This is a genomic window from Polaribacter pectinis (genome assembly GCF_014352875.1).
Taxonomy (GTDB): Bacteria; Bacteroidota; Bacteroidia; order Flavobacteriales; family Flavobacteriaceae; genus Polaribacter; species Polaribacter pectinis.
On sequence record NZ_CP060695.1, the window covers coordinates 945,171 to 969,667 of the forward strand.

The window sequence follows — 24,497 nt, forward strand, 5'->3', positions numbered from 1 at the left end:
CTACAAGAAAGTTTGCAAAGAAATAACTGGGTAATTATACTTACATAACATTAGCATTAATGGAAAAAGAAATAACATCACTAGCATTAGCTTTTGAATTATTGAAAATTATTGACAACAATAATTGGTTGGATATTAAATTTAAATTGAAAAACAATAAAAACGTTGTTCGTTTATATCTAAAAGACAATAGTTTAGAACCTATTTTTGGTGCTAAAGTAAAACAACCATTTTCGGTATATCTTGGTAAGTCCTCAATAACCCTTTATTTTAGAGCAAATCAAGAATATATTACCAAAGGTATAGAAACTTTACGTCTTGATTTTAACAAACCTAATCAGCAAGAAGAATTTGGAGATTATTATGTGAGAATTACAGATATAAAAGACATCGAAAAATTAATTGATTTTATTTTTATTAAAAAGTTAAAGTTAAATTACCGTAATATCTTTTAACATAATAGCTATCGATATGATATCTGATGTTAAATGCAAACAACCAACAATACACCCATGATTTAAAGAAAGTTTTTTATTGTAATAATTCAACTAAAAGACCTTCTAAAACAACAAAAGAATTATTTTTGCCTTCAAATATAATTACGAATGCAAGAAAGAAGTTTACAACGAATTTCACTTTCCACTTATTTTTTACTGTCTGGTATTTGTTTTTCTTCTTGGGCATCTAGAATACCTACTATAAAAGACAATTTTAATTTTAGTGAAGAGCAATTAGGAAACATGCTCATGATACTGCCAGCAAGTGCAGTTATTGGTATTCCGCTTTCTGGTTGGTTGGTGTCAAAATACGATAGTAGATTACCACAACAATTTGCCTATGTGTTTTTTGCCATATCGCTTTTATTAATTGGTTTTGCAACAAGTTTGCCCTTACTTATTTTTGCCTTGTTTCTATTTGCGGTAAGTTTAAGAATCTTAAACATTTCTATAAACACACAATCTATTTCTTTACAAGAAAAATTTGAAAAACGGATTGTTGGTGCTTTTCATGGTTTATGGAGTATTGGTGGAGTAGTAGGTGTTTTATTTACCACCTTAATGCTGAAACTAAACATTTCTATACAAGTCCATTTTTTAATAGTTGCTGTATTTACATTGCTTACTATTTTTATTGCATACCCGTATTTAATAAAAAACGACAAGGCCAAAGGAGGCAATAAATTTAAGTTAGAAAAGCCAAACAAATACATTATGCTATTAGGCTTTATGGTATTTCTTGCGGCCATTTGTGAAGGTGGTATGTACGATTGGAATGGCGTTTACTTTAAAGATGTGGTAAAAGAAGAAGTTTTTACCTACGGATATTTACTTTTTATGATTTGCATGTCTATGTATAGATTAACAATAGACAGCCTAATTGATTATTTCGGAATGAAAAAATTATATTTTTTAAGTTCCATTTTAATAATGACTGGAGTTTCAATAGCGATATTAATTCCTGAATTCTGGCCTGCATTAATAGGGTTTTGTTTGGTAGGTATAGGAGTTTCTGGGCTGTTTCCTATGACCTTTATATTGGCAGGAAAAGCAAAAAAATATTCAACAGGAATCGTTATTTCCATCATAGGAACTTATTCTACAGTGGGCATGTTTTTAGGGCCACCTTTAATTGGCTATTTAGCGGCGTATTTTGGTTTGCAAAAAGCGTTTATCGTATTTATAATTGGTGGGTTTCTTTTTATTCCATTAACCATCAGTGTATTCAATCATTTAAAAAAGCATTTAGAATAATCTGTCTTTTCGAAAGAGAAACTATTATTTAGCTCATGCGTTGCGTGGGATTGCTTTGTTCCTCGCAATGACTTGTAATTTTAATGGCTGGGTAGCTTTTTAAAACGCGTCATTGCGAGGCACGAAGCAATCTGTTTGTTGGGTTTTCTGCTGTTTATTTAAACTTGTTTACGGATCTTTTTACGCTCTTATGACTGTTTACTCTTATGTTCCGTACTGTTGCGTGGGATTGCTTCGTTCCTCGCGATGACTTGGAACATTTTTATTACAGGAAAGAATGATAGTTTTATATATTACAATTAAATTTAATATGTTAATCAGGTGCTTTAAATAAATTTAAATCAGATAATTACAACTGTACTATAATTTATATTATGTTAAATAGAGTTTTTAAGAGTATATAAAATATACACTCTTTTTAATATGGTAACCTCTTATTTAATAGCTTCTATACCTCTAGTTCTTGTTCTTATTCTTATAGCGTCTTCTACATGGTAAACAAAAATCTTACCATCGCCAACCAAGCCTTCAGATGCGTTATCTAGAATAACATCTAAACAAGTTTCTAAATTAGCGTCACTAACCACACAAATAATCATGATTCGTGTTTTCATGATCATCGATTGTTCTGTACCACGATAACGTTCTGTATACGTTTTTTGCAAACCAGTTCCCTTTACAGGAATTACTGTGTTACAAGGAATTCCTGCAGCTTTTAAACCTAATTGAACTGCTTTTAATTTTGAGGGTCTTATAATTGCTTCTATTTTTTTCATGTTGTTCGTTTGTCTAAATTAATTAAAAAATTACTCAAAAGTTGAATATGCTTCAACACCAAATGAAACGGCATCTATTCCTGCAGATTCTTCCTGTTTAGAGATTCTAATTCCGATTGTTTTCTGTAAGATTTTCATCAAAATAAACGTAACCGTAAAAGAAAAAGCGCCAATTACAAATACACCCAAGGCTTGTGTACCTAGCATGGCTGCTCCACCTCCAAAGAATAAACCTCCTTCTGTGGCAAATAAACCAACAGCCAAAGCACCAAATAAACCGTTAACACCATGTACAGCAATAGCTCCCACAGGATCATCAATCTTTAATTTATCAATATATAAAACGGCAACATCTACCAAAACACCTGCAATTAAACCAATAATAATGGCAGCATTGGCATCTACTACATTACAACCTGCTGTTATGGCAACCAAACCAGCCAAAACACCATTAATGGTCATGGTAATATCTATTTGTCCGTATCTAAAATACGTATAAAACATGGTAGCCATCCCTCCTGCTGCAGATGCTAAAAAGGTATTGGTAGCAACGGTTCCAATCAGTTCCCAATTACCAACGGCACCTAAAGTGGAACCTGGATTAAAGGCAAACCAACCAAACCATAAAATAAAGGCACCAACGGCCGCTAAAGGTAAATTATGACCAGGAATCGCATTTGCTTCTCCATTGGCTTGGTACTTACCTATTCTTGGGCCTAATACAATGGCTGCTGCTAACGCTGCAAAACCTCCCATGGCATGTACGGCTGCAGAACCTGCAAAATCGTTAAAACCTCTTACAGCTAACCATCCATTAGGGTTCCAAACCCAGTTGGCAACAAGTGGGTACATTATGGTACAAAACACCACCACAAAGATGGCATAACTCCACATTTTCATTCTTTCTGCAACGGCACCAGATACAATAGAAATAGATGCAATGGCAAAACCTAATTGAATGAACCAAAATAATTTATTAGAAACGGTTAATCCTAACCCTAAATCTTCTGTAGTAATACCAACATCAAAAGCAAACCATCCGTTTGAATTTCCGTAAGCAATACCAAAGCCAACAGCATAAAATGCAAGTCCACCAAAGACCACATCTATAATTACTTTGGCAATAATACTCATGGCATTTTTAGATCTTACAAAACCTGCTTCTAATAAGGCAAAACCACCTTCCATAAAAAAGATAATGGCTGCACAGAGCGCTACCCAAATGGTATCTATGGCGCTAATAAGTTCTGGTTGTGTTACTGTTTGGGTTGAAATTGTTGAAAACATACGTATATTTTAATGCTATTTTAAGTTTTTTAAATATACTATGCTTGTTAGAAAAAGTCTGTTTAAATAAAATAAAAATAAACCCCATAAAATGCTAATATTTATGAATATAGGATTTATAAAGCCTTAAAATGTGATATACTCAAATAAAGGTATTTCTAAAATCGGATTACATATTTTGTGTATAAAAGTTATAATCCTTTAACACTGTATCTATAAAATCTTTATCGCTGTTGTGTTTAGAAATAATACCTGTAACTTCTAATATTTTAGTGCGCAGTTTTATAAGTGTCTTATAATCATCAAATTTGGCAGCGTTTTTAAAGGTTTCTTTAATAATTCGTGCATCGTTATCAGACAATTTGATAACATTTGGATACGTAGGTACATATTCATTAGAAAGATTTTCTAATATGGTTTCAGAGAACTTAACTTCGTCTTTTAAATAAATAACAACGGTATTTGCTATAATATCTCCAAAACGTTGGTTTTTATTGGTGAAAACAATTAACAGGAACCCTAATAATTTGCCAAATAAAAATAAAAGCCACAACAATTCTTCTCTACCATCTAAACCTAAAGATGCCACATAAACAAAGATGAGCATAAAGAGGTTAAAGTCTACAATACGCAGAAACCAACGCATTACATAATCTGTAATAGAAGGTTTAAAACCATCTACATTAATAACTTTTATTTTCATGAACTTCTTACCAATGGTTTGTCCGTTCATTAAAATCTCTGAATACAAAGAATAGAACGTTATGGGTAAAAAGATTAGAATATCGATGGCTTTTAGCGTCCAATTATCATCACCAAAGGCAGCCTGAATAAGTGTAAAGTTGAAAACTTTAATTACAAAATACAGATATGCAAATTTTAAGATGTTGTCTATTATAAATGCTAGCAGTCTTTGCCCAACGTTTGCAAGGGCAAAATTAATGTTTACATTTTGTGCAGTTTTAATTTGCAGTCTTTTCATACAATGTTTAAATTCGCTCTTAATGAGAGAGGTCGCTTTTATAAAGCAAAATAAAGAAAAATGGCTCGAATTCGAACAAGGATTTACAAATAAAGAGAAAAAAAGTCCAGATGACATCGCCAATCTGCATATCAAGATCATGAACGACCTTGTATATGCACAAACGTATTACCCAAAAAGTAAAGTTACAGTATACCTAAATAAGCTTGCCAAGACGAGTTTTGATAAGGTATATCATTCTAAAAGAAAAGACAAGAACCCACTACTCTACTTCTTTTTTGACCAAGTACCACTACTCTGCTACAAATACAAAAAATACATTTACCTCTCGTTTATTGTTTTCTTTTGTTGTTTTTTTATAGGACTGCTCTCTACTTTTAATGATGATGCTTTTGCGCGTCAGATTTTAGGAAACAATTATGTAGACACTACTTTAGAAAACATAGAAAGTGGCGATGCTATGGCAATTTACAAAGGCGGAAGTAACTGGGGAACCTTTATAGGAATTTACGATAACAACCAAAGAGTGGGTTTAAACATGTTTTTATCAGGACTTTTTTTGGGAATAGGAACTGCTTTCTATATTATTTACAATGCCATTATGGTAGCCGTTTTTCAAGCATTCTTTTATCAGCATAATAGCTTTTTTGATAGTATTAAAGGAATCTGGATTCACGGAACCTACGAAATCTTTAGCATGATTATAGAAGCAGCTGCGGGTTATATTATTGGTGCTAGTATTTTATTTCCAGGAACGTTAAAACGAATTCAGTCATTTAAAATAGGCATTAGAGAAGCTTTTTATATCTTTATTAGTACCATTCCGTTTACCTTAGTGGCTGCAATTTTAGAAGGCTACATTACGCGTTATTCTAATATAATGCCTACCATACTCTGTTTTTTAATTATTGGTGTTAGTTTAATATCTATTAGTTATTATTATTTAATTCTGCCATTTAAAGTGGCAAGAAAACATCAATTAAGATAATGAGAAACCTATTCTTTTGTTTTTTTCTGATGTTTGCTACCCTCACCATATTTTCTCAAGAAGAAAAGACAGAAATTATTGAAATAGCTAGCGATACCATTGTTTATAATAAAAACACCGATTTTGTTGCTAAAAGAACATTTAAAGACAATTTAAAGGAAAAGTACACAGATAAAGAGTTTACGTATACAGAAAGTGTAGAAGAAAAAAAGACTTCTCCTAATGACAGTGCTTTACTGTTAGCTTTTATGGCTTTTATGACCAATGTTTTTCCTTATTTGTTAGGAGGAATCATCATCTTTATCATTCTAAAAACCTTTTTAGGAACCGAAGTTGGCTTTTGGAACTTTAAGAAAAACAAGAAAATTACTTCAGAAAAACTAGTTTTTGAAGATGAAGACATTCACGAAGTAGATTTAGAGGCTTTATTAAAAGATGCCATTGCCAAACAAGAATATAGGTTGGCAATACGTTACTATTATTTGTCCGTTTTAAAAGCGCTTTCTACTAAAAAGTTGATTGATTATCATAAAGACAAAACCAATTCAGAATACCTTTTCGAGATTGAAAATACAGAGACTAGAAAACAGTTTTCTTATCTGTCATACGTCTATTCTTATGTTTGGTATGGAGAATTTCCTGTGGACGCAAGTAAATTTCATGCGGTAGAACACAAGTACAAATCCTTTTTAAAATCGAATATTTGAAAAGATTTATAAACATAAAAACACTTGCCTTTTTATTGGTTCTATTGCAGTTGGTGAGCTGTAATGAAACCAATTGGAATGAAAACTACAAAGAGAAAGAGAAAAGTCCGTTTGGTAATTATATAATCTATAACGAAGCAACAACGCTGTTAGAAACCGAAAAAGTAGTTTTATTAAACGAAAATATATACGACTACTTATTTCATAATTATAATGAAAGAGCAGATTATGGAAGCTATATCTGTATAAAAAATAGTGCCTACAAACTTACAGATGATGGAATTGACAATCTGTTAAGGTTTATACACAATGGAAATGATGCATTTATAGCAGTAAATTATTTTAGCGATTCTTTAAAAGAAAAGCTTGGTTTTACTACAAACAACTTAGACAAAAACGCATCTACAGTTGCAGAATTAAGAGAACTAAAAGGAGAATTTACTTTAGAAAACAACCAATTTGCAAATAAAACGTATAATTTTGATAGGAATATTCGCAGACATTATTTTCTAGAGTATAATGAAAACAGCACAATTGTATTAGGAACCACAAAAATAGATGGCGAACAAGTACCTAATTTTATTAAAGTTTATCATGGTAAAGGAGCTCTGTATTTACACACCAACCCTGTTGTTTTTACCAATTATAATATGCTAAATGGCAAGGAGGCCTATGCAGCAAATGTACTTTCTTACGTGTCTAATAAAAGTATTTTATGGGACCCACATATAAAATCGAGCAAGTTTGCCAATAAAAAAGACGATAATAATTCCGTTTTTAAATTCTTTTTAGAACACAAAACACTTACTTGGTTTTTATTTGTTTCATTAGCGGGAGTATTGCTTTTTATGCTTTTTAATGCAAGAAGAAAACAACGTCCTATTCCTATAAAAGAACCTTTAAAAAATACAACCGTGGCATTTACACAAACCATTGCCAATTTGTATTTAAAAGAGCAAGATCATAAGAATTTAGTGGATAAGAAAATAGCCTTTTTCCTAGAAAAAGTAAGAACAAAATATTTAATTAATACAGCTAGTTTAAATAGCAGTTTTATAGAAAAATTAGCAGCAAAATCTGGAAATGAACTGCAAAAAACAAAGTACTTAATACATACAATTATTGCTTTAAATAAGAAAGACGATTGTTCTGAAGAAGAGCTAATTGTATTGCATAAAATGATAGATAATTTCTTTAACAAATAGATATGGAAACAGAAAACAACGAACAAACATCAGAAAATATTGAGTTTACAAACAGAATAGATTTGTCTGAATTACAAGAAAGTGTTTTTAAAATAAAACAACAGTTACAAAAGGTAATTGTAGGACAAAAAGACATGATGGATTTGTTAATTGTATCGCTTTTAGCAAACGGACATGTTTTAATTGAGGGAGTTCCTGGAGTCGCAAAAACAATTACAGCAAAATTACTGTCTAGAACTATTGATGTCGATTTTAGTAGAATTCAGTTTACGCCAGATTTAATGCCTTCAGATATTTTGGGAACCTCTGTTTATAATTTACAAACATCGGAATTTGAGTTTAAGAAAGGCCCTATTTTCTCGAACATGATCCTTATTGATGAAATTAACAGAGCGCCAGCAAAAACACAAGCTGCCATGTTTGAAGTTATGGAAGAAAAACAGGTTACTATAGATGGTAATACCTATAAAATGGAAGAACCATTTGTAGTTTTAGCAACACAAAACCCAATTGAGCAAGAAGGAACTTACAGATTGCCAGAAGCACAATTAGATCGTTTTCTATTCAAAATAAATATCGATTATCCGAATGCTGAAGAAGAATTAGAAATTATAATGCGAGAACAAGCATTAGAAGATACTACCAAAATAGGTAAGATTGAACAAGTAATAAAAGGATCTAAAATTATCGAATTTAGAAGTTTGATAAAGAAAATAAGCATCGAACAAAACTTGCTAAAATACATTGCAAATATTGTAGTAAACACACGTTCTAATTCCTTTTTATATTTAGGCGCTTCACCAAGAGCAAGTATTGCCATTTTAAGCGCTTCTAAAGCCTTTGCAGCAATTGAAGGAAGAGATTTTGTGACTCCAGAAGATATTAAAAGAGCAACAATCCCTGTTTTACAACACAGAGTAATTGTAACACCAGAAAGAGAAATGGAAGGTTTAACCAGCAAACAAATTATTGAACAAATTATTGAAGCTGTGGAGATCCCTAGGTAAAATTAGTTGGCAGTGTTCAGTCAGCGGTTTACAGTCTGTGTGTCATTGCGAGGCACGAAGCAATCTCACTTTCAGATAAACAGTCATACACTCAAACAATTAAACAATTATACTGTAAAATAAGTCAACAGTTACGGTCGCAGTTTGCAGTCAGACATTTAAACAATTAAACAGTTACACAATTACACAAATAATTATTTTTCTTGAAACATTTATACAACACCTTATTCTTAAATAACAGATTCTTCTACATTTTAGCCATAATTGCGCTATTATTTGTAGTAGGTTTTTTTGTGCCCATCTTTTTTGAGGTTTCTAAAGTGTTGTTATTTATCTTGGTTACTTTAGTATTTGTAGACATTTTTATTCTTTACAATGCTAAAGAAGCTATTGAAGTAGAACGTATATTGCCAGAAAGGTTGTCTAATGGTGATGCCAATAAAATAACGTTATTATTATCAAATTCATACGGATTTAATGCACACTTATCAATTATAGAGGAGTTTCCTTATCAGTTTCAAAAAAGAGATTTTAAGTATGATATTACGCTGCCATCAAAAGAAAAGAAAACCATACATTACAATTTAAAACCAACAGAAAGAGGTGTTTATAACTTTGGTAACATCAATGTATATGCAAGTTCTCCCCTACAATTGGCAACTAAAAAATATGTTTTAGGCGAAGCAAAAGAAATAAAATGTTATCCTTCTTTTTTAAAATTAAGAGAATTCGATTTTAAAGCTTTTACCAATAATTCAGTTTCTCACGGAACCAAGAAAATTAGAAGAATCGGACATTCGTTAGAATTCGAACAGATTAAAGAATATGTTTCAGGAGATGATATTCGAACACTAAATTGGAAAGCTACAGCAAAGAGAAATCAATTAATGATCAATCAATACGTAGAAGAAAAATCGCAACCAGTTTATGCTATTATTGATAAAGGAAGAGCAATGCAAATGCAATTCAACGATTTAACCTTGTTAGATTATGCTGTAAATGCAACATTGGCAATTAGTAATGTGGTGTTAAGAAAGCAAGATAAAGCAGGTATGTTGTCTTTTTCTACCAAATTAGAAGATTGGGTAGTTGCAGAGAAAAGAAATTCGCAAATGAGCTTAATTTCTGAAGCATTACACAATATAAAAACCGACTTTTCCGAATCTGATTTTAGTACTTTATATGCAGTTGTAAAAAGAAAAATTACACACAGAAGTTTATTAATACTCTATACAAATTTCGAAACAATGGATGGTTTAAATAGACAACTACCCTATTTACGCGCTTTGGCAAAGAATCATTTAGTACTGGTAGTTTTCTTTAAAAACACTGAATTAGATGCCTTAACAAACTTAAAAGTAGAAAATATTGAAGATGTTTATGATACAATTATTGCAGAAAAGTTTATGTATGAAAAGAAAAGAATTGTAAACGAGCTAAAGAAATACGGCATACAATCTGTTCTTACAAAACCAGAAGATTTAACAGGAGCTACAATTAATAAATATTTAGAATTAAAATCAAGAGGACTTTTCTAGATAATTTAATTATTTTCGCATCAATATTAACTAACTAAATTAAAAAAAATGAATTGGTATTTAAAAGTAGTAAAAGAACATTACGCAGATTTTAAAGGAAGAGCAAGAAGGAAAGAATATTGGATGTTTGTCTTATTTCAAATGATTTTTGCAATTGTAGCGATGATTCTTGATTCTGTGTTAGGATTATCTTTCTCACCAGAAATTCCTTATGGATGGATTTATGTTTTATTTGGTTTAGCAACATTTATTCCTGGTTTGGCAGTTGCTGTTAGAAGATTACATGATATTGGTAAAAGTGGTTGGTGGTATTTAATTGCTATAATACCATTAATTGGTACTATTTGGTTATTAGTTCTTTTATGTACAGATAGTGAGAATGGAGAGAACAAATGGGGGCCAAACCCGAAAGGAGAAGGAAATGATCTTGTAATTGATCAAATAGGTAGAGAATAATTTTACCTATATAACTTATATAAAAAGAGTTGCATTTTGCAACTCTTTTTTTTTGTAAATAGTTTAGAAACTACAACAAGGATACTCCCTAAAAACCTACTTTTGTTCCCATGGAAATTAAACAAAAATCGGAGTTAGAATTTATAATAATAATGGCATCTTTAATGTCTTTAGTTGCCTTGTCTATTGATGCTTTATTACCTGCAATTACAGACATTAGTGCTTCCATGAATGTTATTGATCCACAGAATAATCAGTTGTTAATAACTATGATTTTTTTAGGCTTGGGCTTTGGACAACTTATCTCTGGACCTTTATCTGATAGTTTTGGTAGAAAACCTGTTATTTATGTAGGTTTTATAATTTTTACCCTTGCTAGTTTGGTTTGTGTTTTTGCCACCAATTTAGAAATGATGATTGTTGGTAGAATTTTACAAGGTATTGGTCTTTCTGCACCAAGAACCATAAGTATAGCAATGGTTAGAGATCGTTTTAGTGGAAATTACATGGCAAAAGTAATGTCTTTTGTAGTGGCTATTTTTATTTTGGTACCCGTTGTTGCACCAGCAATTGGTAAAATAATGTTAGACTTATATGGCTGGAAATCTATCTTTTACAGTCAGTTGTTATTTGGTTTTTTTGTCATGATTTGGCTTTGGAAAAGACAGCCAGAAACATTAAAACCAGAAAATAAAAAGAAATTTAAGTTCACACTTTTTGTAAATGGCATTAAAGAATTTGTAAAACACAAAGACGCTATCATATTTACGTTATTTTCTGGTTTTATTACAGGTTCTTTTATGGTGTATTTAAGTGCAAGTCAATTAATTTTTGAACAACAATATAGCTTAAAAGAAGAGTTTCCATTTATTTTTGCAGGTTTAGCAATTGGTGTTGGTTTTGCAACTTTTTTAAACGGAACTTTAGTTGTAAAATTTGGCATGTTTAAATTAGTAAAAATTTTTACCATTGTTTTTACATTAGTTCCTATTGTTTATATAGCATTGTATACCGGAGAAAGTAACCCTAGTATTTATGTTTTAGTAGCTTTCTTTTGGATACAATTTTTTGCAATTGGCTTTTTGTTTGGTAATACAAGAGCATTAGCTATGCAACCTATTGGACATATTGCTGGTATTGGAGCAGCTATTAATGGTTTTGTCTCTACAATTATGGCAGTACCCATTGCAACTTATATTGGTGGTTTTTTAGAGACTACTGCTCTGCCACTATTTATTGGTTTTTTTGTTTGCGGATTGATTTCATTACTACTAATTCAATATTTAAACTTTGTAAATGAAAAGAAAACAGCATAATTAATTACACTAAAACATTATTTAGAAGTTTCCTTTAATTCTTTCCAGTTTCCAGTATAATTTATATTAGTTCTATGACTGCTATTTAAGTCTAAAATGCTTTTATTATTAGCATACAGTGTTAGGGTAACTCCGTAATTTTCTTTTTTAGCATCTAAAGAATATTTTAAAATATAAGCTCCTTTGTTTGCATCGTAAAAGGATTCTTCTTTCTTAATTTTTCCTTCAAACTTAACTCCCCCATCAGAATTATAGCCAGTAGATAATTGCTGGGTTCCATAATAAGGTAAATCCATATGAATACTATCTCCTTTAATTCTAAAAAAGTTAGCATTACCTGATAAGTTTATATTATTTATAGTGCTTCCTGGTGGTATTAAATTCTCTAAACCTCTTACATTATTAATTCCCAAAGGTCTTGCCCAATCAAAAGAAGCTTCTATTCTTTTATTAGCTACCATTTGCTTTAAATTATTAATTTCTGATGCTGTTGCTGTGCTTTTAGAAGTTCCACAACTCATAAAAACTACTAAAAGAGATAAAATTGCTATTCTCATAATATGGTATTTTACTGATTAATAACTTACTAAATTTACAAAATTCGTTTTAAAAAATATATAAACTTATCACAAATTAAACAGTATTTTTGAATCCTAAAAAACAAAAATGAGTGTAACTGTAGTTTTTGAAGATGAATATATCTTATGCGTTAGTAAGCCAAATAATATGTTGGTACATCATGCACATCATTCTAGAAATGTTGCAGATGAAACTTCTCTTCTACAATCAATTTTTGAGGAAAAAGGTATAAAAGTATATCCTATTCATAGATTGGATAGAAAAACATCTGGAATTATCTTATTAGCAAAAGAAAAAGAATACGTTTCTAAATTTCAAGAATTATTTACTGCACAAGAGATTCAGAAAACCTATTATGGAATTGTACGTGGCCATTCTCCAGAATCTAAAATTATAGATTCACCAGTAAAAGGAAGAGATGCAAATGTGCATAAAGAAGCAGAAACGCATTTAAAAACGTTAGCAAAAGTTACGTTAGAAATTCCTGTAAAACCTTATGATTCTTCACGTTATAGTTTGGTAGAATTGTTACCAAAAACAGGAAGAATGCATCAATTAAGAGTGCATGCTAATAAAATTAGTCATCCTTTAATTGGCGATCCAAAATATGGAGATAAGAATCACAATATCATGTTCGAAGAAAATTTTGGTTGTGAAAAGATGTTTTTACATGCTGGAAAACTCGAATTTACTCATCCTTTTTCAGCTGAAAAACTAGTTTTAAAAGCTTCTTTTCCAAAAGACTGGGTTACTTTGTTTGAAGAGTTTTCTTGGGAAAATCCTTTAGATTAAATAGCAATGGAAAATGCTCCATTTTTACTAATTTTACTATGTGTATAAGGTTTATTTAGGTTCTTGGTTTTATTATAAAAGCCCAAATAATTATTAAAGCTGTAAAAATTGCAAATACCAACCAACCAACGCCGTTCCATTTATTTAATGTAGAAATGTCTTCAGGTTCGAATTCATTATTGCTTTTTGATGAAATTAGTTGTTTTATGGCTCTATTAAATTTATTATAATCAATTGTATCAAAAGAGTTTATATAGATTTCTTTTTCATTTTTAAGAACAACAATTGTTTTTAGTCCATCATAAACATTTAAAGATTGACCTTTAAACGATGATTTAATTTTATATTTTTTTTGATAAACCTTTTTAATATCTTTAATGTAGATTGACTTATATAAAAAAATCAAAGGTTTAATTATTTGTAACTCTCTAGAATTGAGTTTAATAATTTTAGTATTGAGTAGCCAAACTAAATTACTTAAAGTAAAGAAAAGAAAAATTAGAGTTATAATCCACATAATAATAGAGCCAACTATTTCATTTGTTTCCTCATTAACTGTCCATTTATTAGACAACATTATAAAAGTAAATGCTCCAAAAAATATGATTCCAACAATTCCAAAAGTTACTGACTTAATACTTGGCTTAAATGTTAATTTGTCATTTCTCATATATATAAATCATTAGTTTTATGAATAACTAAAGCTTACAAACAAGTTTAGCCCTGATTGAAACGGCATCCTTTTCTGAAGTATGAGGAAAAGATATAGTGGAAAGCAGGAAATAGCTTCAAAAAAAACTACTGCTCTATAGATTGGGAATCGAAAGAAACCAATTCTCCATCTTCAAAAGCAGGTCTTACTTCAATAGGATTACAGCAAACCTCACAATCTTCTATATAAGTTTGTTGACGTACGCTCGCATCTAAAATCATAGAAATTTCTTCCCAACAATGTGGACATTGAAAAAAATGCTCTAATTCCACTATTCTATTACCTTTAGAACTAATTTTCCGTTTTTGTCTCCAGAAAATAATCTGTTGTAGGTTTCTTGGAAGTTTTCAATTCCTTCATAGACGTCTTCTCTAGACTTTAGTTTTCCTTGTTGCAACCACTCACCCATTTGTTTTGCGGCTGTCGCAAAATCTTTGGTATAATCCATAACAACCATTCCTTGCATGGTAGAACGTGTTACTAAAAGCGATAAATAATTGCTTGGTCCATCAATTTTAGCTTTTTTGTTATATTGAGATATTGCACCACAAATAACGACTCTTGCATGCATTCTTAATTTGCTTAAAGCTGCATCTAAAATTACACCACCAACATTATCAAAATAAACATCAACTCCTTTAGGACATTTCTTTTTTAGTGCTGAATAAATATTTTCTGATTTATAGTCGATTGCATCATCGAAACCTAATTCGTTTTTAATATAATCGCACTTTTCTTTTCCACCAGCAATACCAATTACAGTACAGCCTTTTATTTTGGCAATTTGTCCAACAATAGAACCTACTGCTCCTGCTGCACCAGAAACCAACACAATATCTCCTTCTTTAATTTTACCAACTTCTTTAATTCCGAAATAGGCTGTCATACCTGGCATACCTAAAGTACCTAAATACATTGGCATTGGCGCTAATTTTTCGTCAACTTTATACCAACCATCTCCATTAGTAATTGCATACTGCTGCACACCACCCCAACTTGTAACACAGTCTCCAATCTCGAATTTAGGGTTTCCATTATTTTGAATTACTTTACCAATAGAACCAGATCTCATGACAGCATCTATTGCAATTGGTGGAATGTAAGATTTTGTGTCATTCATCCAACCACGCATTGCTGGGTCTAAAGAAATATAATGTTGTTCAATTAAAATTTCTCCTTCTTCTAAGGCTGGAACAGGATTGTTTTCTAATTGCCAAGTATCTGAATCTGGAGTTCCTTGTGGTCTTTTTTTGAAGATGATCTGTTTGTTGTTCATTTTTATATTTTAAAGGACTAAAAATAGTATTTTTTTAATAAGCAATCAATTCTAAAATAGACTTTTCTAACTTATTTTTTGCTAAATATTGTTTTTCTAGATTAGGTTCAAAAGGAATTGGCGTTTCTATACTTGCCAATCTTTTTACTGGTGCGTCTAAAAACTCGAAACAATTCTCTGTTATTAATGCAGAAATATCGCTTGCAATTCCACCAAATAACGAATCTTCTTGTACAATAATTGCCCTTCCTGTCTTTTTTACTGATTTATAAATAGTTTCTGCATCTAAAGGTTGTAAGGTTCTTAAATCGATTAAATCGGCAGAAATAGCAGCGTTTTTCTCTAAAGATTCTAAAGCCCAGTGAATTCCTGCTCCGTAACTAATTATTGTAACTTCATTTCCTTCTTTTAAAAGTGTAGCTTTTCCTATTTCTGTTGTAAAATAGTTTTCAGAAACATCTTGATACACTGATCTGTACAGAGCTTTATGTTCGAAAAATAAAACCGGATTTGGGTCATTAATCGCTTCAATCAACAAACCTTTTGCATCTTGTGGAAATGCTGGGTACACCACTTTTAAACCTGGGGTTTTTGTAAACCAAGCTTCATTTGTTTGGCTATGAAAAGGTCCTGCGCCAACTCCTGCTCCACAAGGCATTCGTACCACAACATCTGCATTTTCATTCCATCTATAATGAGATTTTGCTAATAAGTTTACAATCGGGTTAAAACCAGATGAAACAAAATCTGCAAATTGCATTTCTACAACAGCTTTCATTCCGTTTACTGATAAACCATACGCTGCAGAAACAATTGCAGATTCACAAATTGGTGTATTTCTAACACGTTCTTTTCCGAACTTTTCTACAAAACCATCAGTTATTTTAAAAACACCACCATATTCAGCAACATCTTGTCCCATGATTACCAAATCATCATATTTTTCCATGGATTGTCTTAATCCTTCTGAAACGGCATCAATTAAACGAATATTCTTCTTTTCTGTAGCTGGTAAAATTGCTTTGTATTGATGGTTTTTGTATACATCATTCAATTCTGTTTCTAAATTCGGTGTAATTTTCTCTTCATCATAAGCCAGTTGTAAATGCTCGTTTATTTCTTGTATAATTTCTTCTTTTAAAGAAACTTCTATTTCTTCAGTTAGTATTCCTTCTGACTTTAAAAATGCTTGATAATTTTCTAAAGGATCTTTTGCGCCCCAATAATCTAATAAATCTTGTGGAACATATTTTGTGCCACTAGCTTCTTCATGGCCACGCATTCTAAAGGTTTTAAACTCAATTAAAACAGGTCTTGGGTTTTTACGAACACTTTTTGCAATTTCATCTACTTTAGAGTATACTTCTAGAATATTATTGCCATCTATAATATGGCTTTCCATTCCGTAACCAGCTCCTTTATCTGCAATGTTTTTACAATTAAATTGCTCTGAACTTGGTGTAGATAAACCATAGCCATTATTTTCTACACAAAATAAAACAGGTAAACTCCAAACAGAAGCCACATTTAAAGCTTCATGAAAATCACCTTCACTTGTCCCTCCTTCTCCAGTAAAAACTGCGCAAATTTTATTGTTATTTTTGAGCTTGTTGGCTAATGCAATTCCGTCTGCAATTCCCATTTGTGGGCCTAAATGAGAAATCATTCCAACAATATTGTATTCTTGCGTACCAAAATGAAAACTTCTATCTCTACCTTTTGTAAAGCCGTTCATTTTTCCTTGCCATTGAGAAAACAGTCTATGTAAAGGAATTTCTCTAGTAGTAAAAACACCAAGATTTCTATGCATTGGCAAAATATATTCGTCTTTTTCTAATACAGAAGTTACACCAACTGCAATTGCTTCTTGTCCAATACCAGAAAACCATTTAGAAATTTTTCCTTGTCTTAATAGAATTAGCATTTTTTCCTCGATTAAACGAGGTTTTAACATGCTTTTATATAATTGAAACAACGTTTCATTTGAGATAGAATTTACATTAAATTCAATTTTTGATGACATATATTGTTAATTTCGGAATCTTAACAAACATAATCATAAAGAAGTATAATCCATAAAAAAATCCTTATCATTTTAATGATAAGGATTTTTAACTATTTTATTAAGGCAATAAATACTACAATTCTTTAAAAATTGCGTGCATCATTCTCTTTTTATCGTTGATACTTTCTTCTAAAGCAATCATTGTTTCTGTTCTATTTACTCCAGGAACTTCATCAATTGCATAGATAATGTCTTTTGCATCATTAGTTCCTTTTGCTCTTACTTTACAGAAAATATTGTATTTACCAGCAGTTACATAAGCAACAGTTACGTTTGGTATTTTTCTTAAATTCTCAATAACAGCTTGTGTCATAGAAGTTTTTTCTAAAAATACACCAACATGCGCTATAAAAGAATAACCCATTTTTTCGTAATTTAATGTAAGTGTAGAACCTTGAATAATACCTTCATCTTCCATTTTTTTAACACGAACGTGAATTGTTCCAGCAGATACTAAAAGTTGCTTTGCAATGTCTGTAAATGGAGTTCTTGCATTCTCTATTAAAATGTCTAGAATTTGATGATCGATTTCATCTAAAATAAATTTTTTCATTTTTTGCGTATTATTCATTTAACAATGCAAATTTATGAATTTAATTTAATTAAACAAGATGAAAAGTGAGAAATATCTAATAATTATTGCTATCGAAAACGATTTCGTTGTGTCCGATTTTGGAATTTAAGTCATTTTCTTCAATTTCTACTAAATTTGAAACCAACTGATTATCAATAATTTTGTCTTCATATTGATAGGCTTTAGCGTTTTTTGAATCTTTATATCTGTGAATAACATCGTAGAAAATTTTATCATTATTAGGAATAGTAAAATATTCTTCAAAATCACTAAAATTTGTTGACTCTGCAATATGGTGAATACCTTGCAACAAAGAATAGAACGTGTATTTTCTAGATTCTTCTCTATTATAATCATTTGGATAATGGCCAGATTCTATTAAAATAGTATTGTAACCCAATTTCTGAAAGTTATCTCCTGTTGCAGTTGGGTAAAATTCGTCAGTATATCTTCCAACATAATTTGGAATAATGTTCTGTAACATTTTATTCATAGCAACTATTACATTCATTGTTTGCTTTCTGCCTTCAGTAATTTCTCTAGTTTCTTCTTCTGAAGGCGCTAAAAAAGAAATAGTTGCTGGGTTTTTAGTCCCTTCTACTCCAAATATTGTTCTTTGATCATGTAAATTGAAACAAAATTGCGGATTAAAATTTTCTAAAACGCTTCTTAATAGTTTGCTTTCCTTGGCAACTCTATCTACAGCATCTCTGTTTAAATCAATATTATTAGCGTTCACTCGTGTGTATGCTTGAGAACCATCAGGGTTTAACATTGGTATAAAAACCAATGTGCATTCTTTTAAAATGTTAGTAAATTCCTTTTTATCAGCATTTAGAAAACAATTAAATAAATCGAAAACCGCTTTTGTACCTGTACTTTCATTTCCATGCATCTGAGACCAAATCAAGATTTTCTTTTTTCCTGAACCAATTTTTAATTGCATTATCGATCTATTTTCTTCGGAAGTTCCAATTTCTGAAACTTGAAAAACAGTTTCGTATTTAGAAAACAAATCTTTTAAGTCGTTAAAAGTTATCCATTTTCCAAAAAGAGAAGTTTCTGTTTGTTTCTTAAAAATGCTTTCTAAAAATTCTTGCGTGAGTATTTTCATTTTTTTTATGCTGATAATATTTGTCAAAAATACAGCATTCACATTTGTTAACAAACTAAAATGTTACAATTGTAAATTGGTTACATGTTACAAATGTAAACTCTGAGTTGTGATAAAAATATTACTTTTGTAAACAAATTAATTTTACTGATTGATAAAACACGATAACTAGAATAAATTATATCAATATTATTTATAAATATAATTTAAATAGTTTAATTTAAGTTACTTACAATTGTTATTTAAAGTTTTAGTTTAATTATCTTTTGTTTCTTTCTAAAGAAAATAAATTTTAACATTGTACATTAAAACAGTTGTTTTACATTTGTAACAAATAAAAAGATTACAATGATAAACAGTGATGAGTTTACAAATAGATTGAAAAAAGTGATGGAATATGAGCAATTATCTGCCTCTACTTTTGCAGATAAAGTTGGTGTGCAACGTTCTAGTATTTCTCATATTTTGTCTGGAAGAAATAAACCGAGTTTAGATTTTATTTTAAAAGTAACTACAGAATTTTCAAACGTAGATATTAAATGGTTATTAAATGGAACAGGAAGTTTTCCTAAAAATGAAGAAACGAACTTTACTTCTACTCCATCATTATTAAATATGAATTCTGAAACCGATGGAAAAAAAATACAACGTATTGTTGTTTTTTACTCTGATGGAACTTTTGATGAGTATAAGAAGTAATTAACTTGTGTTTTTTAATTGGTATTTTAACGGTTGATTTTCTCCTTAAAAAAATAATTTAGTTAACTACTTATATAAAACATTAGAAAGTTGAATAAACGTGAACATGAAAATGTTGAAAAACATTATAACAAATCTTGAATAAAGAACTCATTAATTTTAGATTGTATATAAAATAATACAAAGCCTACAACGTCAAATTCAGGACCCTTTAAACTGAAACTTTAAATTAGCTCACTTCAATAGTTTTCTTTCATTATTTAACGATAAAAGTACCTCCGCTAGAAGAATTTCTTGTCGTCATAAACCTATTAATCTTAATTGTTTTATTTAAAATTTAGAGACTATTTCTAACATCATAATATATAATCTGACGAATTCTTAAAAAAAGACCTTATTGCGCAAATAATTTTGATTTTTTATTTATAAAACAATAAGTAATTTATTAAAAATATAATAAAATACATGTAAATTTAACTTACTGATTAATATGGTTTTAAGTGTAAATTTTAACAAAAAAATATTTTATTTAACTACTACAATTATGTAAAAGCTATAAGTAAATAATCTAAATTTGTTTAGAATATAAATCAAATAAAAAAGATGATTCTTAAATGAAAAAAATACTATTATTATTTAATTTGGGCCTAATGCTAATTTATTCAGAGGCTCATTCACAACAAACCAAAAATCCTTTGATAGCTAAATTCCTGATTGAAGGTGGTGGAGAATTTGGAGGAGACGAGATTTTAACTGTTTTTTTTGAAGATGGTGATAATCAAAAGATGAGAGCTGGTCAAGGTGGATTTCTTACCCTTGGAGGACAGTTTGAGTTTCGAGAAACGAAAAATTTTATGCTACGTGCCTCTATTGGTATAAAATACACAACAACTGCTGCAGACAATGCAAATATTCGTTTGACAAGAATACCTATTCATCTAATGCCATATTGGGTAATAAAGGAGGACTTTAGATTAGGTGTTGGAATCACGTCTCATCAAAATGTAAGATTAAAGGGAGATGGATTTGTAGATGATATCGATTTTAAAGGTACACTTGGAACGAGATTTGAGATTGGTTACAAGTGGGTAGCTGTTACTTACACCATATTAGATTATAAATCGGAGATGGGCCAAAAAATCTCGGCAAATTCTCTAGGATTATCGTTCTCGTATGTGTTTTCAAACAAATAATTATAAGAAAATGAAAAGATTCCATTATTCATTCATCATGTTTTTTTTATTATTTAATTCTTATACCCAAGCACAAATTGGGTATCGAGTTTTAAATGTAAAACAAAATTCCAAGGACTTTAAACCACTTATGTACAGAACTTCTAACGATAGTATAGGTACAGGATTTGGTTTTGTTAATCCCGTTGATTATTCATCAATTGTTTTTTTAAAAGAAAAACCAGTAGAAGAAACAACTAAAGATTGGACTGTAGAAAAATTTAGATATGTTGAGATTTATGATAAAAACACAATCACTAAGCTGAAAGAACTTCTTGAGAAAAGAAAAATGTTAGATTCAACACGATTATATGAACAAACAGATAAATTAAATAAAGTTCTTGATACGTTTAAAATTTTTGTAATCAAAAAAAATCCAAACATATTATTGAAAAATAATATGATGTATGAATTGATTTACGAAAACGAGCAGGCTAGATTATTTAGGGCTGTTAATCCTTTTTTAAAACATCTATATTATATTCAATCAAAAAAAGATAATATATATGAAGGTGAAATCTATTCTATATCTGTGCATGAGCAGAAACCCTTTAAACGAACCGCTGGAAGAAATCTATCACATTGTCCAGAGATTGTTAAAAAAATAGAAGATGGAAATTATTTTCCTTTTAGAGGTGATGAAATCAAAAAATTCTTAGACGATTACGGAATATTATGTGATTTAAAATAAAAATTAAAAAACGTTTTTACAATAATCTGTATAAGCAATAGCGGTTTGAGTAAGTACCCAAACCGCTACTATTTTTTAAGTATAATATAAAATGAATAGTAACCGTATAAAGTCATTTACTGCACATTAAAAAGAGACCGTTAGCGAATATTCAAAAATAAATCTACAACAACTTTGCCATTGCTTCTTTAATAATTTCGGTGTTTCTAGCTCTATTTTTAGTTTCTTTATTTTTCTGATCGTTTATCATAGTTCTCATTAAATTGATAACAACTTTATCGAAATTAAAACTTTTAAACTGGTTTCCTTTAACAACCATATCATCTACTAAATTTTGTATGGCTTCCGAATTATTGCTTTCAGAAATCTGTTTAAATGCTTTTTGAAAAATTACTTTTGTTGCATCATCTCCTGTTAAAAACATTCCAGATAAAACATTTTTTGCTATAAATGGCAATTCACTTTCATCTTGTTCTTCAATAAAAATACGTGTTAATGGCGCTGCTAAAATTTGTCTTACTTCATCTGGTAATTCTTTAGATTTAGCTATAGCCAAAGGTTTGTCTACATAATAAACAGCAACCAATGCCTTGCCAAGAACTGCATACGATTTGCTTTCTAACTCTTTAACAAATACAGATTTTAATACTGGATCTGTAAGTTTCCCTAATGTTTCTATAGCAGCAGCTTGTACTAATGTTTTTTTATCTGAATTTGCAATTTTCATTATTTTCTGAATGGCATCTTTTTTAGAAAACTTATTTATTAAATCTACATTTTCTAACGCCAAAATTCTAATCTTGTAAGAAGGATCGTTCATTGCATCTACTACTGCTTTAAAAGCATCTTTGTCATCTTGTTTTTTTACTACTTCTAACAAAGCTTCTTTTCTATGTGCAAAGTTTTCAGCATTTTTTAATTGAAACATATAATCGCTTAAAACCTTATTTTCATTAATTTCACATAAAACTACTCCATCTGCATTAACCTGAATTAATGTTGGTTGTTTTATATAAGGAAAAGTAAATGATGCATCTTTACCATCTACAAAAACTGTGTGGCGAGTTCTTTTACCATCTTCGAAAATATCAATTGCAAAAGGAAATTTAAACGTTGCTGCTTGTAATTGAATAATGTTTACAGTTACTTTTTTCTGAATGGTGTTGTAATCGTAAGAAATTTCAATTTTTGGATGTCCAGCTCCAAAATACCATTGATTAAAAAACCAATTTAAATCTTTACCAATTATTTTCTCAAAGATTAAACGCAATTGATGTGCTTCAGTAGATTTGTATTGAAACTCGGTTAAATAAGTCTTTAAACCTTCAAAGAAAGCTTTATCTCCTAAATAATTTCGCAACATGTGTAAAATTGCTCCACCTTTGTTGTAGCTAACCAAATCAAACATGTCTTCTTTGTCATCATAATTGAAACGTACTAAATGCTTGTCAAAATTCTGACCATTCATATACGCCTCCACATCTTCAAACAAATGCATATCTGCATCTAACTTTCCGTATTTATGTTCTCTCCATAAATACTCGCTATAATTTGCAAATGATTCATTTAAAGTTAAGTTAGACCAACTTTCTGATGTTACTAAATTACCAAACCAATGATGAAACAGTTCATGTGCAATAGTGTTTTCTTGCACATTTTTATCTATTAATTGTCCTGGCTTTTGATATGCTTTTTCGCCATGAATTACAGCAGTTGTGTTTTCCATTGCACCAGAAACATAATCTCTACCAACAATTTGGCTGTATTTGTTCCAAGGATAATCTACGCCTAAAAGCGTAGAGAAAAAGCCCATCATTTCTGGTGTTAAACCAAAAATATCTTTTGCATAAGGTGCGTATTCTTTTTCTACATAATAATCAATAGGAATATTTTTGTAAGAATCTTTAATGATTTCATATTCACCAATTCCCATAAAAAACAGGTAAGGTGCGTGTTTTTGGTCTAATTTCCAGTAATCTGTTCTGTTTGTTCCGGTTTTGGTTTGATTGACCAATTTTCCGTTAGAAAGTGTTTTAAATTTATCTGGAACTGTAATATAAATTTCTTGTGTAGTTTTCTGGTTTGGGGAATCAATTGTAGGAAACCAACAGCTACTTGCTTCAGTTTCACCTTGTGTCCAAATTTGGGTTGGCTTATTTTTATCTGCACCATCTGCATTTATAAAATACAAACCTTTTGCATCTGTAATTGCCAAGCTTCCTTGCTGTTTTACTTTTTCTGGTCTTGCAGTATATTTAATGTAAATAGTAAATTCTTCGTCTCTTTTATATTCTTTAGGTAACTCTATTAACAACTGAAAATCATCATAATTGTATGGTAATTTTTTATTATTTATAGAAACTTGATGAATAATCATACTTTTTGCGTCTAAAGTAAAAGTATTTGAAGCGTAAAAATGAGGTTTTGCAGTTACCCAAGCTTCTCCATTTAATTGTTTTTCACTAAAATTGAAATCGACTTTTAATTTGGTGTGCACTAAATCATGAACTTTATCTCTTTCTGGTCTATAAGTATTAGAGTTTTGCGAAAAACTAACAGTTGCTAGCATTACAAAAAGAAATAGTAGGATTTTTTGAATCTTCATAAATATCATTTTCTTCAAGCTTCAAAAATAAGAAATAAAAAGGTTGAAGCTGTTAATGACTAGTTAATTTCAAAAAGTATACCAAAACAAATAAAAAAAGCCACAATCTAAATAAGATTGTGGCTTTTAAAAATATGGTTGTAAA

24 protein-coding genes are annotated in these 24,497 nt (G+C 30.2%); 13 read left to right on the forward strand and 11 right to left on the reverse strand.

Annotated features, from left to right (window positions below):
• Nucleotides 1-59 precede the first annotated feature (59 nt).
• Both H9W90_RS04465 and H9W90_RS04470 read left to right on the forward strand, forming a co-directional pair.
• Nucleotides 60-455, forward strand: a complete 396-nt coding sequence (locus tag H9W90_RS04465; RefSeq protein ID WP_187483264.1) for a hypothetical protein — start codon at nt 60-62, stop codon at nt 453-455.
• A gap of 150 nt (nt 456-605) precedes the next feature.
• The gene (locus H9W90_RS04470; RefSeq protein WP_187483265.1) at nt 606-1,751 is read left to right on the forward strand and encodes an MFS transporter; all 1,146 of its coding nucleotides are present in this window, start codon (nt 606-608) and stop codon (nt 1,749-1,751) included.
• 434 nt (nt 1,752-2,185) lie between these two features.
• On the opposite strand, the gene H9W90_RS04475 is transcribed toward H9W90_RS04470, so the two are convergent.
• The 3 genes from H9W90_RS04475 to H9W90_RS04485 all read right to left on the reverse strand — a co-directional run bounded on the left by H9W90_RS04475 (nt 2,186) and on the right by H9W90_RS04485 (nt 4,796).
• The gene (locus tag H9W90_RS04475; RefSeq protein ID WP_187483266.1) at nt 2,186-2,527 is read right to left on the reverse strand and encodes a P-II family nitrogen regulator; all 342 of its coding nucleotides are present in this window, start codon (nt 2,525-2,527) and stop codon (nt 2,186-2,188) included.
• 30 nt (nt 2,528-2,557) lie between these two features.
• Nucleotides 2,558-3,814 carry an ammonium transporter gene (locus H9W90_RS04480; protein ID WP_187483267.1) on the reverse strand — a complete coding sequence of 419 codons (1,257 nt, stop codon included), beginning with the start codon at nt 3,812-3,814 and terminating at the stop codon, nt 2,558-2,560.
• A gap of 169 nt (nt 3,815-3,983) precedes the next feature.
• A complete protein-coding gene (locus H9W90_RS04485; RefSeq protein WP_187483268.1) occupies nt 3,984-4,796 on the reverse strand; it encodes an RDD family protein in 813 nt (270 codons plus the stop codon).
• 22 nt (nt 4,797-4,818) lie between these two features.
• On the opposite strand from H9W90_RS04485, the gene H9W90_RS04490 reads away from it, so the two are divergent.
• From H9W90_RS04490 to H9W90_RS04520, 7 genes are all read left to right on the forward strand, one after another.
• A complete protein-coding gene (locus tag H9W90_RS04490; RefSeq protein WP_187483269.1) occupies nt 4,819-5,784 on the forward strand; it encodes a stage II sporulation protein M in 966 nt (321 codons plus the stop codon).
• A gap of 29 nt (nt 5,785-5,813) precedes the next feature.
• Entirely contained in the window at nt 5,814-6,491 is a 678-nt protein-coding gene (locus H9W90_RS04495; RefSeq protein ID WP_187483270.1) for a DUF4129 domain-containing protein, read from the forward strand.
• The gene (locus H9W90_RS04500; RefSeq protein ID WP_187483271.1) at nt 6,488-7,696 is read left to right on the forward strand and encodes a DUF4350 domain-containing protein; all 1,209 of its coding nucleotides are present in this window, start codon (nt 6,488-6,490) and stop codon (nt 7,694-7,696) included. The genes H9W90_RS04495 and H9W90_RS04500 overlap by 4 nt, the downstream gene beginning before the upstream one ends.
• 2 nt (nt 7,697-7,698) lie before the next feature.
• On the forward strand, nt 7,699-8,703 hold the full coding sequence (locus H9W90_RS04505) for an AAA family ATPase (RefSeq protein ID WP_187483272.1): 1,005 nt from the start codon (nt 7,699-7,701) through the stop codon (nt 8,701-8,703).
• Nucleotides 8,704-8,906: 203 nt separating this feature from the next.
• Nucleotides 8,907-10,241, forward strand: coding sequence for a DUF58 domain-containing protein (locus H9W90_RS04510; RefSeq protein WP_187483273.1), 1,335 nt, complete (start codon nt 8,907-8,909; stop codon nt 10,239-10,241).
• Nucleotides 10,242-10,289: 48 nt separating this feature from the next.
• The gene (locus H9W90_RS04515) at nt 10,290-10,697 is read left to right on the forward strand and encodes a DUF805 domain-containing protein (protein WP_187483274.1); all 408 of its coding nucleotides are present in this window, start codon (nt 10,290-10,292) and stop codon (nt 10,695-10,697) included.
• 110 nt (nt 10,698-10,807) lie between these two features.
• Nucleotides 10,808-12,013: a multidrug effflux MFS transporter gene (locus tag H9W90_RS04520; protein WP_187483275.1), complete on the forward strand. Its 1,206-nt coding sequence runs from the start codon at nt 10,808-10,810 to the stop codon at nt 12,011-12,013.
• Nucleotides 12,014-12,030: 17 nt separating this feature from the next.
• On the opposite strand, the gene H9W90_RS04525 is transcribed toward H9W90_RS04520, so the two are convergent.
• Complete coding sequence (locus H9W90_RS04525) at nt 12,031-12,570, reverse strand: DUF4251 domain-containing protein (RefSeq protein WP_187483276.1); 540 nt, start codon at nt 12,568-12,570, stop codon at nt 12,031-12,033.
• 109 nt (nt 12,571-12,679) lie between these two features.
• Between H9W90_RS04525 and H9W90_RS04530 the strand changes: the two genes are divergently transcribed.
• On the forward strand, nt 12,680-13,384 hold the full coding sequence (locus H9W90_RS04530; RefSeq protein ID WP_187483277.1) for a pseudouridine synthase: 705 nt from the start codon (nt 12,680-12,682) through the stop codon (nt 13,382-13,384).
• A gap of 55 nt (nt 13,385-13,439) precedes the next feature.
• Here H9W90_RS04530 and H9W90_RS04535 read toward each other — a convergent pair whose 3' ends face one another.
• The 6 genes from H9W90_RS04535 to H9W90_RS04560 all read right to left on the reverse strand — a co-directional run bounded on the left by H9W90_RS04535 (nt 13,440) and on the right by H9W90_RS04560 (nt 19,125).
• Nucleotides 13,440-14,054, reverse strand: a complete 615-nt coding sequence (locus H9W90_RS04535; RefSeq protein WP_187483278.1) for a hypothetical protein — start codon at nt 14,052-14,054, stop codon at nt 13,440-13,442.
• A 128-nt stretch (nt 14,055-14,182) separates the two neighbouring features.
• Entirely contained in the window at nt 14,183-14,368 is a 186-nt protein-coding gene (locus tag H9W90_RS04540; RefSeq protein WP_254712525.1) for a CPXCG motif-containing cysteine-rich protein, read from the reverse strand.
• The gene (locus H9W90_RS04545) at nt 14,368-15,372 is read right to left on the reverse strand and encodes an NADP-dependent oxidoreductase (protein WP_187483279.1); all 1,005 of its coding nucleotides are present in this window, start codon (nt 15,370-15,372) and stop codon (nt 14,368-14,370) included. Before H9W90_RS04545 ends, H9W90_RS04540 begins: the two co-directional genes overlap by 1 nt.
• A 34-nt stretch (nt 15,373-15,406) precedes the next feature.
• Nucleotides 15,407-17,395 carry an alpha-ketoacid dehydrogenase subunit alpha/beta gene (locus tag H9W90_RS04550; protein ID WP_187483280.1) on the reverse strand — a complete coding sequence of 663 codons (1,989 nt, stop codon included), beginning with the start codon at nt 17,393-17,395 and terminating at the stop codon, nt 15,407-15,409.
• 115 nt (nt 17,396-17,510) lie between these two features.
• Nucleotides 17,511-17,990, reverse strand: coding sequence for an Lrp/AsnC family transcriptional regulator (locus tag H9W90_RS04555; protein ID WP_187483281.1), 480 nt, complete (start codon nt 17,988-17,990; stop codon nt 17,511-17,513).
• A 76-nt stretch (nt 17,991-18,066) separates the two neighbouring features.
• On the reverse strand, nt 18,067-19,125 hold the full coding sequence (locus H9W90_RS04560; RefSeq protein WP_187483282.1) for a M14 family metallopeptidase: 1,059 nt from the start codon (nt 19,123-19,125) through the stop codon (nt 18,067-18,069).
• A gap of 348 nt (nt 19,126-19,473) precedes the next feature.
• On the opposite strand from H9W90_RS04560, the gene H9W90_RS04565 reads away from it, so the two are divergent.
• The 3 genes from H9W90_RS04565 (at nt 19,474) to H9W90_RS04575 (ending at nt 21,747) form a co-directional block, all read left to right on the forward strand.
• The gene (locus H9W90_RS04565; RefSeq protein ID WP_187483283.1) at nt 19,474-19,824 is read left to right on the forward strand and encodes a helix-turn-helix domain-containing protein; all 351 of its coding nucleotides are present in this window, start codon (nt 19,474-19,476) and stop codon (nt 19,822-19,824) included.
• Between the two features lie 650 nt (nt 19,825-20,474).
• Nucleotides 20,475-21,017 (forward strand): hypothetical protein, encoded by a 543-nt coding sequence (locus H9W90_RS04570; protein WP_187483284.1) that lies wholly within the window; start codon nt 20,475-20,477, stop codon nt 21,015-21,017.
• A gap of 10 nt (nt 21,018-21,027) precedes the next feature.
• Nucleotides 21,028-21,747, forward strand: a complete 720-nt coding sequence (locus H9W90_RS04575) for a hypothetical protein (protein ID WP_187483285.1) — start codon at nt 21,028-21,030, stop codon at nt 21,745-21,747.
• 163 nt (nt 21,748-21,910) lie between these two features.
• Here H9W90_RS04575 and H9W90_RS04580 read toward each other — a convergent pair whose 3' ends face one another.
• A complete protein-coding gene (locus tag H9W90_RS04580; protein ID WP_187483286.1) occupies nt 21,911-24,352 on the reverse strand; it encodes a M1 family metallopeptidase in 2,442 nt (813 codons plus the stop codon).
• Between the last annotated feature and the right edge of the window lie 145 nt (nt 24,353-24,497).